Source organism: Priestia abyssalis, assembly GCF_002019595.1.
GTDB lineage: Bacteria > Bacillota > Bacilli > Bacillales > Bacillaceae_H > Bacillus_BA > Bacillus_BA abyssalis.
Map to the genome: position 1 here is coordinate 2,441,010 of NZ_KV917369.1, position 15,659 is coordinate 2,456,668.

Annotated in this window: 21 protein-coding genes; 14 read left to right on the forward strand and 7 right to left on the reverse strand. The window is 38.2% G+C overall.

All coding sequences use genetic code 11. The annotated features are described in order from the left end of the window. Window positions 1–197: 197 nt before the first annotated feature. Window positions 198–842 (reverse strand): YczE/YyaS/YitT family protein, encoded by a 645-nt coding sequence (locus tag BK575_RS11425; RefSeq protein WP_078410478.1) that lies wholly within the window; start codon window positions 840–842, stop codon window positions 198–200. 114 nt (window positions 843–956) lie between these two features. Here BK575_RS11425 and BK575_RS11430 point away from each other — a divergent pair, with 114 nt between their 5' ends. From BK575_RS11430 to BK575_RS11440, 3 genes are read left to right on the forward strand one after another with little or no spacing between them, the layout of a single operon-like run. Continuing rightward, window positions 957–1,409 carry a MarR family winged helix-turn-helix transcriptional regulator gene (locus tag BK575_RS11430; protein ID WP_078410479.1) on the forward strand — a complete coding sequence of 151 codons (453 nt, stop codon included), beginning with the start codon at window positions 957–959 and terminating at the stop codon, window positions 1,407–1,409. Window positions 1,410–1,434: 25 nt separating this feature from the next. Beyond that, a complete protein-coding gene (locus tag BK575_RS11435; protein WP_078410480.1) occupies window positions 1,435–1,953 on the forward strand; it encodes a spermidine/spermine N(1)-acetyltransferase in 519 nt (172 codons plus the stop codon). Between the two features lie 22 nt (window positions 1,954–1,975). Further along, window positions 1,976–2,593: an FMN-binding negative transcriptional regulator gene (locus BK575_RS11440; protein ID WP_078410481.1), complete on the forward strand. Its 618-nt coding sequence runs from the start codon at window positions 1,976–1,978 to the stop codon at window positions 2,591–2,593. A 315-nt stretch (window positions 2,594–2,908) separates the two neighbouring features. Here the strand turns inward: BK575_RS11440 and BK575_RS11445 are convergent, their stop codons facing one another. After that, complete coding sequence (locus tag BK575_RS11445; protein WP_078410482.1) at window positions 2,909–3,214, reverse strand: hypothetical protein; 306 nt, start codon at window positions 3,212–3,214, stop codon at window positions 2,909–2,911. Window positions 3,215–3,377: 163 nt separating this feature from the next. Here BK575_RS11445 and BK575_RS11450 point away from each other — a divergent pair, with 163 nt between their 5' ends. From BK575_RS11450 to BK575_RS28565, 5 genes are all read left to right on the forward strand, one after another. Beyond that, window positions 3,378–4,055, forward strand: coding sequence for a DUF421 domain-containing protein (locus BK575_RS11450; protein WP_078410483.1), 678 nt, complete (start codon window positions 3,378–3,380; stop codon window positions 4,053–4,055). Window positions 4,056–4,191: 136 nt separating this feature from the next. Further along, the gene (locus BK575_RS11455) at window positions 4,192–4,656 is read left to right on the forward strand and encodes a hypothetical protein (protein WP_078410484.1); all 465 of its coding nucleotides are present in this window, start codon (window positions 4,192–4,194) and stop codon (window positions 4,654–4,656) included. Window positions 4,657–4,769: 113 nt separating this feature from the next. Then, window positions 4,770–4,940: a DUF1206 domain-containing protein gene (locus tag BK575_RS11460; protein ID WP_407984373.1), complete on the forward strand. Its 171-nt coding sequence runs from the start codon at window positions 4,770–4,772 to the stop codon at window positions 4,938–4,940. Between the two features lie 93 nt (window positions 4,941–5,033). Continuing rightward, window positions 5,034–5,402 carry a hypothetical protein gene (locus tag BK575_RS11465; RefSeq protein ID WP_078410485.1) on the forward strand — a complete coding sequence of 123 codons (369 nt, stop codon included), beginning with the start codon at window positions 5,034–5,036 and terminating at the stop codon, window positions 5,400–5,402. A 64-nt stretch (window positions 5,403–5,466) separates the two neighbouring features. Continuing rightward, window positions 5,467–5,610 (forward strand): hypothetical protein, encoded by a 144-nt coding sequence (locus BK575_RS28565; RefSeq protein ID WP_169907748.1) that lies wholly within the window; start codon window positions 5,467–5,469, stop codon window positions 5,608–5,610. 201 nt (window positions 5,611–5,811) lie between these two features. Here the strand turns inward: BK575_RS28565 and BK575_RS11470 are convergent, their stop codons facing one another. Further along, complete coding sequence (locus BK575_RS11470) at window positions 5,812–6,888, reverse strand: PQQ-dependent sugar dehydrogenase (RefSeq protein ID WP_078410486.1); 1,077 nt, start codon at window positions 6,886–6,888, stop codon at window positions 5,812–5,814. Window positions 6,889–6,962: 74 nt separating this feature from the next. Further along, complete coding sequence (locus BK575_RS11475; protein ID WP_078410487.1) at window positions 6,963–7,277, reverse strand: DUF5634 family protein; 315 nt, start codon at window positions 7,275–7,277, stop codon at window positions 6,963–6,965. Between the two features lie 239 nt (window positions 7,278–7,516). Here BK575_RS11475 and BK575_RS11480 point away from each other — a divergent pair, with 239 nt between their 5' ends. Continuing rightward, window positions 7,517–8,221 (forward strand): hypothetical protein, encoded by a 705-nt coding sequence (locus tag BK575_RS11480; protein WP_078410488.1) that lies wholly within the window; start codon window positions 7,517–7,519, stop codon window positions 8,219–8,221. A 101-nt stretch (window positions 8,222–8,322) separates the two neighbouring features. Here the strand turns inward: BK575_RS11480 and BK575_RS11485 are convergent, their stop codons facing one another. Both BK575_RS11485 and BK575_RS11490 read right to left on the reverse strand, forming a co-directional pair. Continuing rightward, window positions 8,323–8,718, reverse strand: a complete 396-nt coding sequence (locus BK575_RS11485) for a C40 family peptidase (protein ID WP_169907750.1) — start codon at window positions 8,716–8,718, stop codon at window positions 8,323–8,325. Between the two features lie 288 nt (window positions 8,719–9,006). Next, window positions 9,007–10,026: a nuclease-related domain-containing protein gene (locus BK575_RS11490; protein ID WP_078410490.1), complete on the reverse strand. Its 1,020-nt coding sequence runs from the start codon at window positions 10,024–10,026 to the stop codon at window positions 9,007–9,009. A gap of 276 nt (window positions 10,027–10,302) precedes the next feature. Between BK575_RS11490 and BK575_RS11495 the strand changes: the two genes are divergently transcribed. Next, entirely contained in the window at window positions 10,303–11,145 is an 843-nt protein-coding gene (locus BK575_RS11495; protein ID WP_078410491.1) for an oxidoreductase, read from the forward strand. Between the two features lie 56 nt (window positions 11,146–11,201). After that, window positions 11,202–12,053, forward strand: coding sequence for a patatin-like phospholipase family protein (locus tag BK575_RS11500; protein WP_078410492.1), 852 nt, complete (start codon window positions 11,202–11,204; stop codon window positions 12,051–12,053). A 103-nt stretch (window positions 12,054–12,156) separates the two neighbouring features. Here the strand turns inward: BK575_RS11500 and BK575_RS11505 are convergent, their stop codons facing one another. Further along, complete coding sequence (locus tag BK575_RS11505) at window positions 12,157–12,849, reverse strand: SDR family NAD(P)-dependent oxidoreductase (protein WP_078410493.1); 693 nt, start codon at window positions 12,847–12,849, stop codon at window positions 12,157–12,159. Window positions 12,850–13,079: 230 nt separating this feature from the next. Here BK575_RS11505 and BK575_RS28040 point away from each other — a divergent pair, with 230 nt between their 5' ends. The 3 genes from BK575_RS28040 to BK575_RS11515 all read left to right on the forward strand — a co-directional run bounded on the left by BK575_RS28040 (window position 13,080) and on the right by BK575_RS11515 (window position 15,495). Beyond that, window positions 13,080–13,256, forward strand: a complete 177-nt coding sequence (locus BK575_RS28040) for a DUF3933 family protein (protein ID WP_139368019.1) — start codon at window positions 13,080–13,082, stop codon at window positions 13,254–13,256. Window positions 13,257–13,525: 269 nt separating this feature from the next. Continuing rightward, on the forward strand, window positions 13,526–14,995 hold the full coding sequence (locus BK575_RS11510; protein WP_078410494.1) for an alkaline phosphatase family protein: 1,470 nt from the start codon (window positions 13,526–13,528) through the stop codon (window positions 14,993–14,995). A gap of 164 nt (window positions 14,996–15,159) precedes the next feature. Beyond that, window positions 15,160–15,495 (forward strand): hypothetical protein, encoded by a 336-nt coding sequence (locus tag BK575_RS11515; RefSeq protein WP_078410495.1) that lies wholly within the window; start codon window positions 15,160–15,162, stop codon window positions 15,493–15,495. Window positions 15,496–15,659: the final 164 nt, after the last annotated feature.

The window sequence follows — 15,659 nt, forward strand, 5'->3', positions numbered from 1 at the left end:
TTAACTAAAACAGTTCCTTTTAGCATTAAAAGGAACTGTTTTTTATTCCATCAATAAATGAAATATAGAGCAAAATATATACGAAATACGATTATTATTTGTTATATGATTTGAATAATAAACCTCGCCTTTTTATTAGGCTCTGTTAAACGCTGCTGTTGATTTTTTTGTTCAACTACGGGGAGTTGAAAGGCATTCTATATTGAATGGTTTCTATCTTTATCGTAATTTGGTGATGTACTAGAGTGTGTTAATATGCGGTCTAATACTTTTTCAGTAAATGGCATAAAGTAATTAAGTATTAGCCCCCCTAAACAAACGGTTAATAAAGTTCCAACGCCAATTGGTCCATTTAAAATCTTTGCCATTATCAAGAATACGAGGTAAATGAATGTTCTCGAAAAAAGTATATTTGTTCTAGTTAATTCTTGTATGATTAATGTTAATCGGTCAACTGGAATCGGTGCAAAATTTGTGTGTAAATATGTTGCGGTTCCTAATCCTATAACGACTAAGCCGATTCCAAAACAAACAACTTTGCTGTACCATAGTTCAGGTGTTATCAAATTGTGCAATAAAAAAAGCCACATATCAATACCAATACCCGTTATAAATGCTGTTAACAGCCCCAAAACTTCTGGTCTTTGTCTTTTTAAAAATGAATTACAACCTATCAATATTAAAGCTATTATGATTTCCCAACTTCCCACAGTAAGCCCCACATTTATGGACAGTCCTACCAAAAGTGCATCAAAAGGTGAAGTTCCAAGATCTGATTGTATAGTGAAAGAAATACCAAGGGTTAATAGTAAAATTCCTAATACATAAAAAACATATTTCACTTTACTCGACCTCTTCATCATTAATTTTGTTGCAAATACAACAAAATTAGGTTAAATTTAATATATACCATTTTTATTGCATTTACAACAAAAATATGTACTAAGGAGTTAATTATGAAGGAAATTCTTCGTGAAATTGGAATGATCGCAAGGGCATTAGATTCTATAAGTAATATAGAATTTAAAGAATATGACCTTACAAAAGGGCAGTATTTGTACCTTGTGCGAATATGTGAAAACTCAGGAATCATTCAAGAAAAGTTAGCTGAGATGATAAAAGTAGATCGAACAACAGCAGCTCGTGCTATAAAAAAACTTGAAATTAATGGATTTATTGAAAAGAAAGAAGATAAACATAACAAAAAAATTAAAAAACTCTTTCCAACAGAGAAAGGGAAAAATGTTTATCCTTTTATAAAAAGAGAAAATGATTATTCCAATACCGTTGCATTAGAGGGATTTTCCAAAAGAGAAATAGAAACCGCTTTCCATCTTCTTCAAAGAATAAGAAAAAATGTAGAAACAGACTGGGAATTTGTAAAAAAGGGAAACAAGAGAAATTATTGATGATATAAAGGAGCGACGTATTGAAATGACTATAACCATAAAAAAGTGTACCCTTGACGATTTATACAAACTTCAAGAGATTAGTTATGAAACATTTAATGAGACATTTAAGCATCAGAATTCACCCGAAAATATGAATGCCTATTTGGAACGGGCATTTAGCTTAAAACAATTAGAAAAAGAATTATCCAATATTTCTTCGCAATTCTTTTTTGTTTATTTTAATAATGAAGTCGCTGGATATTTAAAGGTCAATACCAATGATGCTCAGTCTGAAGAAATGGGTGATGAATCACTTGAAATCGAGAGGGTTTATATAAAGAACAAATTTCAAAAACATGGGCTTGGTAAATATCTGCTAAATAAAGCTATGGAAATTGCAATGGAACGTAATAAAAAGAAAATCTGGCTAGGCGTATGGGAAAAAAATGAAAATGCTATTGCTTTTTATAAGAAAATGGGGTTTGTTCAAACTGGAGCCCACTCTTTTTATATGGGTGATGAAGAACAAATGGACTTTATCATGACCAAAACACTCATATAATTTTTTTGAAAGGTGGATTATTATGTATATACCTAAACATTTTAAAATTGATAATGAAGAAGTAATTTATGATTTTATCGAAAAGTACAGCTTTGCCACTTTATTTTCTCAGCACAATGGAGAACCTTACGCAACCCACCTTCCACTCATATTAAATAAAGGTGAAAGTGCTTTATATGGTCATTTTGCTCGCCCGAACGAACAGTGGAAGGATATGGAAACCCAGCAAGTCCTTGTGGTTTTCCAAGGTCCCCACTGTTATATATCTCCGTCTTGGTATGAAACAACGATGGCAGTCCCTACTTGGAATTATGTGTCTATCCATTTATATGGAAAGATGGAGATTGTCGAAGATCAAAAAGTCATATTCGATTCCTTAAATGACATGGTAAACAAATATGAAAGTCCAGATAGCTCATACAATTTAAAGGATGTAGATTCCAGATTTTTCGAAGGAATGAATAAAGGGATTGTAGCATTTAAAATAAAAATCACAAAAATTGAAGCGAAAGCTAAATTAAGCCAAAATCACCCTGTGGAACGTCAAGAATTAATTATTAAGCGTCTAGAAAATACTACTAATCAAGATAATCTACAAGTGGCATCTCTTATGAAGAAAAATCTACAAAAATGTAAATAAAGGTTATTCTTTGTTGAACGGGTGCATTGAAGAAGGAAGTTAAAAAGCCGGTATAAAAACCGGCTTTTTTATTTGATAAAAAATCAATACTATTGTTCAACAAAGCCTTTTATTAATAAGATTTCGTATATGTTTTGGTACATATACGAAAACCTTAAACCAGTAATATCATGGCTCAGTTGTATTCTGGTATAGATGTTACTATATATTTACGATGTCTCTCGTTTTTTTATGTTTTATAAGAAAATGAGCGGATTTTTCCGCTTTTTACTCATTTTAATTGACAGCACTCTTCTTTTCTAACCATCTGCCAAATCAACCATAAGATACTATAAGACAACTTTCATGCGAGGTGAAAAAAGAATGTGTGATGAGTGCTGCAATAAAATGAAAGAGTATTGCCGGATAAAGTGCCGCGGACAAATCATTATTGGGGGATATGATGATTGTAAAGACAAACATCATAAACGTAAGCATAAGCATCATAAATGCCGCAAATGTCATAAATACCCTTGTAAATGTGAACCAACCATCATTTTTATCGATCATCATTCCTGTTGTGTAGATCGTTGCTGTTGTTGTGTCTGCTGTTGCTGCCCTAAAAAGTGTGACCCTTGCCATTCCCAGCATCCTCCCCGCCAATGTCACCATGAAAAGCAATGGTTTGAGTGGGATGAGTAAAATTTACAGGTAATTAGAAGCTTCAAAGGTAATAAAATCCAAGAGGCTCGTCAATAAATAGAATAACGATTCCTATATTCATGTAGAACGGAGTATATAACGGATGAAAATCATCTATTTAACCATCGAGCTTCTAATAGGATTTCTCTATCTTTTTCTATTAATCAAATTTGTTGGAAAGAAAGTCATTAATCAAATTACCCCGTTTACTTTTATTTCAGCTGTCGTATTGGGTGAATTGTTGGGAAATGCCTTATATGATCATGAAATTGGCGTATTTTATATCCTCTATTCTATGACGGTGTGGGGGCTGTTACTTTTTCTTGTTGAGTATCTCGGACAAAAATATTTATTCTTTCGCGGCATTTTTGAAGGCAAGCCCTCTGCCCTCATTAAAAATGGGGTAGTCAACAGGGAAGCGCTCAAAGAAAATCGAATGACTCTCAACCAGCTTCAAAGCCTGTTGAGACAAAGTGAAACCTTTTCCGTCAGAGAAGTTGCTTACTGCTATTTAGAAGCTAATGGCTCACTCAGCATCCTTAAAAAGACGAAATATCAAAAAACGACCCAGGAGGATTTTAACTTGCCAAGTAAAGCAGTCCATCCTCCTGTAACCATCATTAGAGACGGAGAAGTGTTGTGGGATGAGATAAACGATTTGGGGTTCGATGAGCCATGGTTACACGGCCAGCTTACCGCTAAAGGAGTAAAAGAATATCATGAAGTGTTTTTGGCAGAATGGCTTGAAGAGGACGGAATGTTTGTTCAGCCTTACTCATAAGCCGTATAGCCGTCTCAGAAGATGAAGAGATATTTTATTGAGTTTTTACCTCCTTTTGCATTTTATGGTCATGAGAAGCGATGTAGAGAAATAATCATATAAAGACCATAGCATCTAAGAGGAGTGAAGCGAGAAGATGGTGACTTATGAAAATATGGATGATCAAACCGCTTATGCACTGGTTGCGGCATTAGGAATTTTCTCTTTATTTTTCGTAATTATCGGACTGATCATTTATGTGGTATCTTCTTATTCCATCATGAAACTGGCGAAGAATGCCGGGATTGAAAATGGCTGGTTTGCCTTTATTCCCATTTTGAACATATATTTATACGGCGAACTGGTTTCTGCTAAACTTGGTGGAAACGGGGGAGTAAAGCTTTTGATTGCCTATGCGGCAGCCATCATTTTAAACCTTATTCCTATCGTCAACATTGTAGCCAGTATCGCTCTTTTTGTTTTCAGCATTTGCATTACCTATTGGCTGTTTCAGCGCTTTACGGAGAAAGCCGTCCTATACACGGTTTTGTCATTTTTGACAGGCGGGATTGCCTATGCCATTTGCTTATATTTGATTCGGGAAAATGATCCGCTGTACTAAAACTTCGAGGAAGATCCAATTATTGGGTCTTCCTTTTTCCTTTCAAGCAGGTTTGGACGAGGACTGAAGCGGGAAATTTATGCATGATAGGTTATTTTCTCCTTTAAACCGCCATCACGTTTGATCCGAATAAGACCATTGGATTGGACGAAGCATTATCCAAGTTGGCGCAGCAGCCCTTTGGACAATGGTTACTTGGATTGAAAGCTTTCGGTCTTACGTTATACGGCGTGTTTGAAATCATGAAAGGAAAATATCAGCATATGGGATTAGGAGACTATTAATATAGGAGTGTAGTCGATTGTCACTCTCTGGCAAAAGCAAAGGAAAAGTTAGCGGACAAAGGCATATCCATCCCATTAACGGCAGATATGCTGATGCGCGTTTTGCAAAAACAAGTGCATGAACAAGACCACTTGCATACGCTGAGCGTTTCGTTTCAGGAAGATGCTATTCGATTTGAGGGAACCATTAAGAAATTTTGGCTGGCGATTCCTTTTGAATTGGATGTCAGACCGGTGAAGGCAGAAAAGCGAACGCTCTTCTTTGAAGTTATCCATATGAAGCCTTTCAATCAAGAGTGGATTAAAAATAAGGCTCTGAATCACTCGCCTTTCATGAGTTATCAAAACCGAAATATGATTTTAGACCTAAATGAGATTGACCAAGTGAGAACAGTTCCTATTGGACATATTCAACATGTTGAGATCAAAAAGGGAAAGCTTTGGATTAAGATTGGATTATAAAAAGAATGATGACTAGGCAAAAAGTGCATATTATGAGGGAGACAACGACAAGGAGGCCGATTAAATGAAAAAAGAGACGACTCAACAGAAGCCAAAAATGAACGCTGCTTCAACCGATGAAAAGACGTCCGTTTATCAGAACGTTACGGACGAGCAAACCGAGCAACCAACCCCGCAGCCAAAAGACTATGAAGAAATAGAATATTAAGTTGTCATTCCAATGGGTAAAACACTCCATTGGAATGACAACTTATAAAATGGAGCATCATGAAAATCCAGTAAACACGAGGTTTTTATGTGATGCTCCATTTTATATAAAACTAAATTTGATCTTCCTTTTGAAAGAATGTAGACATCAGTTTCACAATTCAAACAAGCTTTTCTAATCAAAAACACGATGCAACCTCTATCATTCTTTGAGAGATAAGCCATAGAGCCGATCATCATTCTCAGCGGGGAATCCCCGGCCGTCCCGGTTATTGCTGATGAAATATAGATCGTCGTTTTCAATCAACGTGTCTCTCATGCGGCCGCCGTTATCAAAAATAGTGGACACTTTCCTTTTTTCAAGGTCGAAAGCAAGGATACGAGAACCTGCAAGTGCAGCTGCATATAACTTGCCTTGATGATAGCTGATGCCGGAAGGGGCCCATGTATCTGTGCCAGACTGAAACAATGGAGTCACCATTCCTTTTGCTTGTTCATCACCTTGAATGACCGGCCACCCATAATTTTGTCCGGGTTGAATACGGTTGATTTCATCGTGAGCACTTTGCCCATGTTCCGAGCTGTATAATGTTCCTTTTTCATCCCAAGCGAGACCCTGGGGGTTCCGATGTCCATACGAGTATACATACGAATTCGAAAAAGGATTATCTTTTGGAATCAAACCTTCTTGAGTCATCCTTAAAATTTTCCCGCCCAGGCTTTTGTGATCTTGAGCAATTTCAGGTGAGAGGGCATCGCCAGTTGTGACATAGAGCATGCCGTCCGGTCCGATTTTCAAACGGCCGCCGTTATGAAACTTTGCTCCTGGAATGCGATCGAGAAGAACATTTTTTTCCACCCATCGACTCCCCGTTTGCTCCATTCGAATGACACGGTTATAAATCGTTCCGTTTTCCTTGAATGTATAATAAGCATAGGCATGTGGCTTTTCAGGGAAATCCGGCGAGAGAACGAAACCTAAAAATCCGCCTTCGCCTTCAAGATGAAGCTTTTTCGTAAGCGATAGATTTTGCCTCTCTATCGTTTGTTCTGCTTCGTCGAATTTAACGACATTCCCTTTTCTTTCACTGATATACATCATGTTGCCTGTTTTCGTCATGGACCAAGGGATATCGAGATTCTCCAGCCATGTTTGAGGTTCTATTGTCATGACGCTGGATGTTTCTTGGGCCGGTTCTTGTTCATGGGAAGGGGGGGCGCTTGAAAGTGAGCATCCGGCAAGCAGCATCACCGTCACCCCCGCATATAACATCTTCATTGCCGAAACCTCCTATCTAAGGGGATTTTTTTACATCATATCATGAATAAACGATTAAAATCCCCATTCGAAGACTAACCGACATGTTCATCGTGCTGCAGCACATGAAAGGCCTCCCGAATATTTTTATAAGTTCCTTTCTTTTTTTCATCAATGAGCATCTCCCAGCGGTTTTGCTGGGCTGCAAAGCGGTCTGCCTGATCTTTTACAAGCGGGATTTTCACTACAACTTGTTTTCCATCTTTTTTAAAACGATAGCCGATATAATGCAAATCCGGTTGTGTTTCTTCTGAATACATCTCGATGGATTCAATTCCATACTCTTTTTCAAATAGTTTGATTAAACGCTTTTTATCGTTATACACTGTATCCCAGCTTAAAAATAGCATATGTATCACACCTTTTTCTTTTTTTATGTAGTATTTTCCAATTATATAAAAAACAAACCTTTTTTTAACAGCCGATATATAGATTAAACGAATGTTTTTAACAATAGGTTTCTTGTATTTTCAAATTCATTCAAATGGATTTCTTTTTAAATCTATTGCTTATGCCTACACAGCCTGTCTTGCTTATTAATAAACTGTATCAACAGCAAATTTAAGGAAATGCAAAGGGGTTATAAGAAGTGGCAGCCTATACAGTTGATGTGTATGTTTTTTTTGTCAATGGTGCCCATCCCAACATAAATATCAGCAGAGTAAAACAAGATATCAGTCGTGCTAATGAGGCATGGAAAGGTTGTATAAAATTCGTTCTAAAAGAGATCTATTTTAGTAAAAAGAATCTAATCGTACATGCTCATACCATTCCGTCGAAACATGTTTTTAAAAACGAGAAAATTGATTCTTTAATCAAGGCTGCGCGAAAAGCGGCCGGTCATAAAACAGCGATATACGTCCTTTATATAAGCGGGGATTCTTTAGCTGAAGGCAGAGGTAAAAGGGTAGTGGGAGTTGGCGGAACAGAATTGGTCTATTTTAACAGCGGTGCAGATTATGAGTTGTTTGGACGTATTTTATTGACTGACGGAGCTGCTGGCCGTTATACACTTGCACACGAATTTGGTCACATTTTATTCAAACGTTACAATACGGCACAAAATGCGTTCACTCACGACGATCCATCTGGTCCTTATATTCATCCCTCCACAAGAAGAAGGGATACCGCCCATAATAATGATCGGAATAACTTGATGTTTCCTATATCCCCTTTGGTTCATCCGATCATTACGGCCCAGCAATGCCAAACAGCCAGAAGGAGTAAAATAGCGAAAGTCCGAAATGACAGTATGATGAAAGGATTTAAATGGAAAGATGTTCATTTCTTTTAATACAGCTTTGTTAAAGTCTCGTGTTGACTGTTAGAAATCTATAAGCTAATCAAGCTAAAATCAACATTGCTCTTTAACAAAGCCTTCTTCTAAAAGTCTATCTATGATAGCACTCTTTTAGCTGCAACGAATGCTGTCTTCCAATACGAGTTTAATTCGGAGATCCTTACTTTTTTACCTTGCCGATACGTATGAAGCATTTGGCCGTTTCCTATATAAAGACCTACATGTCCAATTTTAGAGAGACTTTTACCATTTTTTCGCGTTTTCGTTGTGAAAAAAAGCAAATCTCCTTTCTGAATCTGATCGAAAGAAATCCGGATTCCCGCCTTGGCTTGTTCACGAGAGGTTCTGGGAAGAGGAATGCCATTTACTCCAAAAATATACTGTATAAAGGAGCTGCAATCGAATGTATCTGTCTGGTAAGAAGGAGAATTAAATACATAAGGGGTTCCTAAATATTCTAATCCTGTCGAAATGATTTGATCTGCAAGCACGCTAATCCTCGCTTTCGTTTTTTTACTATATAACATGCCTGAATCGGTTCATTTGATTGGACAGGAATCTAGCGATCATATATTTTTCAACTTGTCATCTATCGACAGAAAAAAGGAGGATATCTACATAAATGAATGTGGTTGTCCCATATCATAAATAGGCCACGAAAATAATTTTTTAATGAAAGGACCCGTCACTAAATCCTTGATTTTCCTGTATTCTCATCAAGGGTCCTTTCAGGAGGTTGACTCAAACGGTCTTCTCTTAGACCTTTTGAGTCAACCTCTTTATTGAAGATTCTTATCGACTACTGTTCGATTGTAGAGAGGGAGGGAAGCGGCGGCATAGTCGATATGCTCCAGGATAAATTGAATTTCTTGTAAGTCACGTTCACTGTATATAACAGGTTTTTGACGTTCTTCCTCCAAGAATGTTGACAGCTCTTTGTCGCTTGAAAGCCGAATGACTTGCTCATTTTCCGATAGATCCATCACACCATTGGTTTTGTAGTCGTTATGCTGATAGCCAAAATATAAAACCGGTGTAATGAAATCGAGGGTTGTTTCCACTTTGTTGTTCAAAAACTCGAATAAAATCTCTGTCGTCTTGTTAATTTGTTTCGTCAGCTCTCCGTGTGCTTTCACTTGAATGACAGGTGTGAAGCTGTCATCTTCATCAGTTGAATGCTGGGAGACGAATGAAAAAGTTTGCTCGCTCGCTTCCACGTAAGACTTCGCATTAATCAGATCTAACAAAAAAGAAAACTTCCCGGCATTTTTTTTCGTTAGCCCGTGGACAATTTTTCCTTTCCAATATTTTGTCTGGACAATATAAATGCCTGTTGGCAGCAGTACGATATGATCAATTTTTCGGGTCTTCATTCCATATTCGGAAGAAAAAGGGATGAAAACGTTCGGAACAATCAGCATGGTTGAATCGGTGAGGATTTCTTGTTCCATCCAACGTTTTTTGATTTCATGTAAAAGCTGATGGGTTTTTACTTCTCCGATGTTTCGTGAATAGGATTGAAGCTCGTATATGTATTCGTTTAATTGGTGAATTGATTCGTTCAAGATTGATTTTTCATGGGCATGATGTTCTTGTAAGTTCCATAATTCATGTTGATGGTGTTCTTCAATAGCTGCTTGTTTTTCTTCAAACTCTTCGACAGCTGCCGCGATTTCCAGTTCATGACGTTGAAGCATCACTTGCTTCTGTAATCCGAGCGTTTTCGCTTGGCGATAAATGATATAACCAGTACCTGCTAAAGCAATCGCAAGCACAACAATAATGACAATCTGTATCACTTACCAACATCTCCCTTTCTTGCCATCTTTCTTTCATTATACAATGTTAATGGTTGTTTAAAAGAGAAAATGCTGGAATTAAGACTTTATCCCTGTATATTTTCGTATAGAATTTTTAGGAGATTAGATAAAGGAAACTCCCATCAATGGGAATCTACTGCCAGTGAATGCGGGATAAAAGCAGAAAATTCGTTGCAGCGGGTTTCGAAAAATGAAAGATTAAGATAAAATGCAAGGAGAACAACGCTTAGCATATTGAAAATAAGGGGCGAGAAGATGTCAAAAGGAACAGCCGTCATCACGGGAGCTTCCAGCGGATTTGGAATGCTGGCTTCTTTGGAGCTGACCAAACGAGGATTTTATGTGATAGCGACAATGAGAAATGAAGCAAAAGGATTGCCGCTCCAAAAGCAAGCGGCAGCGCTTGGCATACAGGAAAATATAGAAATTTTTCAGTTGGATGTGACAGATGAAGCTTCCATTCAATCATTGGAACAACGGTTGAACGAAATAGAGAAGGTGGATGTATTGATCAACAATGCCGGTTATGCTGCCGGCGGTTTTGCCGAAGAAGTCTCCCTTGATGCTTACCGCCAGCAATTCGAGACCAATGTATTCGGAGCCATTGCCGTCACAAAGGTGGTGCTACCCATCATGAGAAAACAGGGGAGCGGCACCATTATCAACATGAGCAGCATCAGCGGCCGAATAGGATTTCCGGGCCTATCTCCTTATGCTGCATCCAAGCATGCGCTGGAGGGGTGGAGTGAAAGTCTTCGTTTAGAGGTTCAACCATTTGGAATCCATGTCGTATTGGTCGAACCGGGGTCATATAGGACCAACATCTGGTCAACGGGAAAACAAATAGCGAAAGCTTCTTTAGATCCAGCTTCTCCTTATTATACATATATGACGAATATCGAAACCTATCTGAAGAGAGGGCAAGATGCCTATGGAGAACCGGAAGAGGTGGCAAAAAAGCTTGCGGATATCGCGGAGCAGCAACATCCATCTTTTCGTTATCCAATCGGAAAAGGAGTAAAATTGTCTATCGCTTTAAAAAGTTTACTTTCCTGGGAGCGGTGGGAACAGCTCGTCTTGAAGCGTTTAAATAAATAGTTTGATTATGGTAACATTGTCAAAATCTTCAAAGAATGATAAAGAGGGATTTTTTAGTGGATAATATTGGATTAGTGTTGGAAGGCGGGGGCATGAAAGGCCTTTATACTGCTGGTGTACTGGAGTTTTTTATGGAAAAGGATATCTTTTTCCCTTATGTGATCGGGGTTTCCGCAGGGGCGTGCATGGCAGCTTCTTATTTATCCCGCCAAAAAGGAAGAAATAAAAAGGTGAACATCGGTCTTACGAGTGATCCCCGCTATTTATCGTTTCGAAATTTCATTCGTAAACGTGAGTTATTCGGAATGGATTTTTTATTTGATGAAATTCCCAATAAAATTGTTCCATTTGATTTTGAAACACTATGGAACGGCAAGGAACAATTTATCATCGGCACAACCGATTGCGAAACAGGGGAAGCCGTTTATTATAATAAGCATGAACACGGAAAGGATATTTTGAAAATCATTCGTGCCTCCAGTTCCGTTCCTTTTATCGCTCCCGCTGTTGAATATGGGGGGAAAAGGCTGCTTGATGGAGGAATTTCCGACCCGATTCCCCTCAAAAAAGCGCAGCAGGATGCTTTTTTGAAAAATGTGATCATTATGACGAAACCTAAGGGCTATCAAAAACGGCAAAGCAGACTGTCACCGATCACGAAATGGTTATATCGAAGAAATTCCAGCTTAGCTCCTATACTGGAAAATCATAATGAAATTTATAACGACACATTATCATATGTGCTGTCAGAAGAACAAAAAGGGAATGTGTTCATTATCCAGCCAAGTGCTGAGATGCCGATGAGCGGAATCGAACGAAACCAGCAAAGATTAACGAATTTATATGAACTTGGCTATCATGATGCGAAACAACAATTTAAGTCATTAAATCAATGGATGAGTCAATAGGGAAAAGGAAACGGGCCGCCAATCTATAAAAGATTGACGGCCCACTTTGCATAAAGAAGGTCATTTTTTGAACTTAAAGAAACATCATCAGAAAGGGACGAGTCTAGTGCGCCACTAGATCGCTGATTTGAATGACCCTCTTTTCTGGATAGTTCGTACCTGTTGCCAGGCGAATTAAGTAGGGCGCAACCGCAGCGGGTTCTTCTCCCAATGCCTGTAATTCCGTTTTCATAAAACCGGGGTTAAATACATACGCTGTAATCCCATGCCTATGTTCCTCATCATCTAACGAATAGGTTAAAGCTTCCAGGGCTGCTTTGCTGGCGCAATAGGCGCCAAAACCGGCTGCCCCTTCTTTCGTTAATCCGGATGTAATATTAATGATTTTCCCTGAGCGTTGTTTCTTCATGATGGACAAACATTCCCGCATCATCAAAAAAGCACTTGTCACATTGTTGTTCATTTGATATTCCCACGAGTCCAAAGACATATCCGCTACATCGTATTGTTCAAACACAGCGGCATTATTAATGAGTAAATCAATCCGGCCAAATTTGGCATTTGCGGCTTGAACGAGCATTTTGACATCCGATTCGATGGAAACATCCGCACGAATAGGAAGAATTGTGCCGTGAGCCGTGTTTGAAATCAAACGCTCAACCGCCTCCAATTTTGCAAACCGACGTCCGCATATAATCACATTGGCTCCTTCTTTTGCAAAAGCAAGAGCCGTTTCCTTTCCGAGTCCGCTTCCTCCACCTGTCACAATCACCACTTTACCTTTAAGTTCCCCCATCTTCTTCCTCCTCGTACCTTTATGATTATATTCATTACATGACAAAAATAGATAAATGTCAATATTTTTTGAATATTCAATTTTAATTATCTGTTTTTGTAAATAAAACCTGATAATCAGAAGAGAATGTATTGATTTTTCTTTCTGCATTGTTCAATATGAGAGGATGAGAATACATGAATGGACAATAGCAAACTAAATGTACCGCAAATAGAAAGGGGAAACAGCACATGAATAGATATGCCGTTTGTCAAATTGAAAAACAGCGAAACTTGATTGTAGCATACGGGGAAACGTTTGAAGAAGCGATCCGCAAAGCGGAAGAATGCGGAATTCGTACAGGAAAACGATACATTGTAATGCCTGAAGAAGAATTAGCAGAAAAAATGAAATGTGAGAAAAAGTAGATATCAATTGCTTAAAAGGCTTTCACTTGTTTGCTTAATGAGGAGACCTGAATTTTTGTGCTACATAATAATAAAAAAAGAGAAAAGCGTTCAAACACAACGACTTCAAAGTGTTTGAGCGCTTTTTTTTTGGAGCATTTCGTAAGCAACACCTGTTCTATGAGCGTCGTTTGATTTAGAGCTGACAAGAATCAAAAGGAATTTGAGATTATTTTAACAAAAAATAACAAATTCTATTTAAATAAACAACTAAAAAGGATGGATAAAACATGGGAACAAACGCCAAAAAGAAACGTGTCATTATGCTTGTTGTGGACTCCTTAATGAATGCGCCTTTACAAGAGGCTGTAAAAACGGGAAAGGCTCCTGCACTTCGTTTTTTTATGGAACACGGAAAGCATTTTCCCAATGTCGTAAGTTCCTTTCCTACGATGTCCGTCACAATCGACAGCACCCTCCTGACCGGTACGTATTCGGATATTCACAAGCTCCCTGGACTAGTATGGTTTAGCGAGAAAGAAAAACGTCTTATTAATTACGGCACCCACATTAAGGAACTAAGAAAGACAGGTTTTATAAAATGGATGAAAGATATCCTTTATCATTTAAACGATGATCATTTAAGCAAAGATATTAAGACCATTCATGAAGAACTGGCTGAGAACGGAAAAACGTCCGCTTCGATTAATGCATACGTTTATCGTGGAAGGACCCAACATTATTTAAAACTGCCCAAATTATTAACACATTTCACATCGCTCGATCATAATCCGACAATATACGGGCCCAAACTGTTTAGCTATGGAGCCTTGTATAGGCTTAACCCATCAAAGCGTAATAACCATTTTTGGCAAAAGTATGGCTTTAATGATAAGTTTTCTGCTCGGGAATTAATCTATCTTATTCAAAATAACAAGCTTCCCGATTTTACACTTGTTTATTTTCCCGATCTGGATCACAGTGTTCATCGAAAAGGACCACAAAATACAAAGGGGATTAAAGAGGTGGACAGGCAACTTCAAAAGATACTTAATGCATACGGTTCTTGGGATGAAGCGTTACAAGACAATCATTGGATTGTGATGGGCGACAGCGGACAGGCACCCATTGATACCGTTCGAAAAAAGGCATTAATCGATTTAAAGCAGTTGCTTCGTTCATACCGCATGATGAAATTAAAAGAAGGAATAAAGGACGATGATCAAATTGTCCTTGGCATAAATGAGCGAATGACGTTTGTTTATTCATTAGACTCGAAGCAACTGCCGCTCTCAACCATCGCTAAAACGTTACAAAACGACGAGAGGATTGATGTAATTGCATGGAAGGAAAAAGAAGCGATTCATGTGATTTCCGGTGAAAAAGCCGGAGAACTCATCTTTCAATCCAACGGCGACTATGTGGATCCATACGGGCAATCTTGGTCTGTAAGGGGAGATCTTGAGATTTTAGATCTTACATTAAAAAATAATGAAATGGTGTATGATACCTATCCTGATGTATTAAGCCGGCTGCAAAGCTCCCTCGCTTCTCATGAAGGAAACTATCTTGTTATCAATGCAAAACCGGGATTTGAGTTTATAGGGGAAAGCTCTCCGACCCATGTGGGAGGAGCCAGTCACGGAGGGCTGCATAAACAAGAGTCGATCGTACCAATGATTGTAACCGGGACAGATTCGTCTCCAAAACATTTACGAATCGTGGACTTAAAGGATTGGGTTTTAACACTTATCGACTAGTACAGGTATTTTATCATGATAAGAAGCTCCCTTGGGCAAATTGGTGAATCATAAAGGATAAGAAATTGGCAGGCATATTAAACATCAGTAAAGTAAAAATAAGAGAGTTGGAAGGCGTAAACAGGGCCTATCCTTCCATTTTTATTTGAAAGGAGTGCTGGAAGTTGAACAATTTCCGATGGATGACAAAGTTTTTTAATAAAAGAAGAACTCGTCAACTTTTAAACATGTTTGGCAGAAGAAGAAACAATAGAGGTATGATGTGGACTTCCTTATTAGGAGTCGCTGCTAGTGCGGCCGCTTATGGATTAGGAAGAAACCGCAGCAATAATGGTATGGGAAATGCCATACAAAATGCAGTTAAAAATAGCGGGTTAAATAATTTACAACGAGTTGTTCCGATGCCAAATAAACGTGCATATGCGGAGTTTGCCGAAGAAATGAGTCCTAATCAAAATCAATCACCTATTGAAGACGTCAATCAATCAAATTTTGACTAACGTGCTTGGAACACGCTTATCATACAGTCAAAATCGCTCCTGTCCATTCTTAAGGTTTGGCAGGAGCAATGAAATGATTATTAGAATGGCTATGTAAAAGGTTATCCTTACAATTAGGATAGCCTTTAAATATATTATCGAATTCCTTCAAGGCTTAAGCTTTA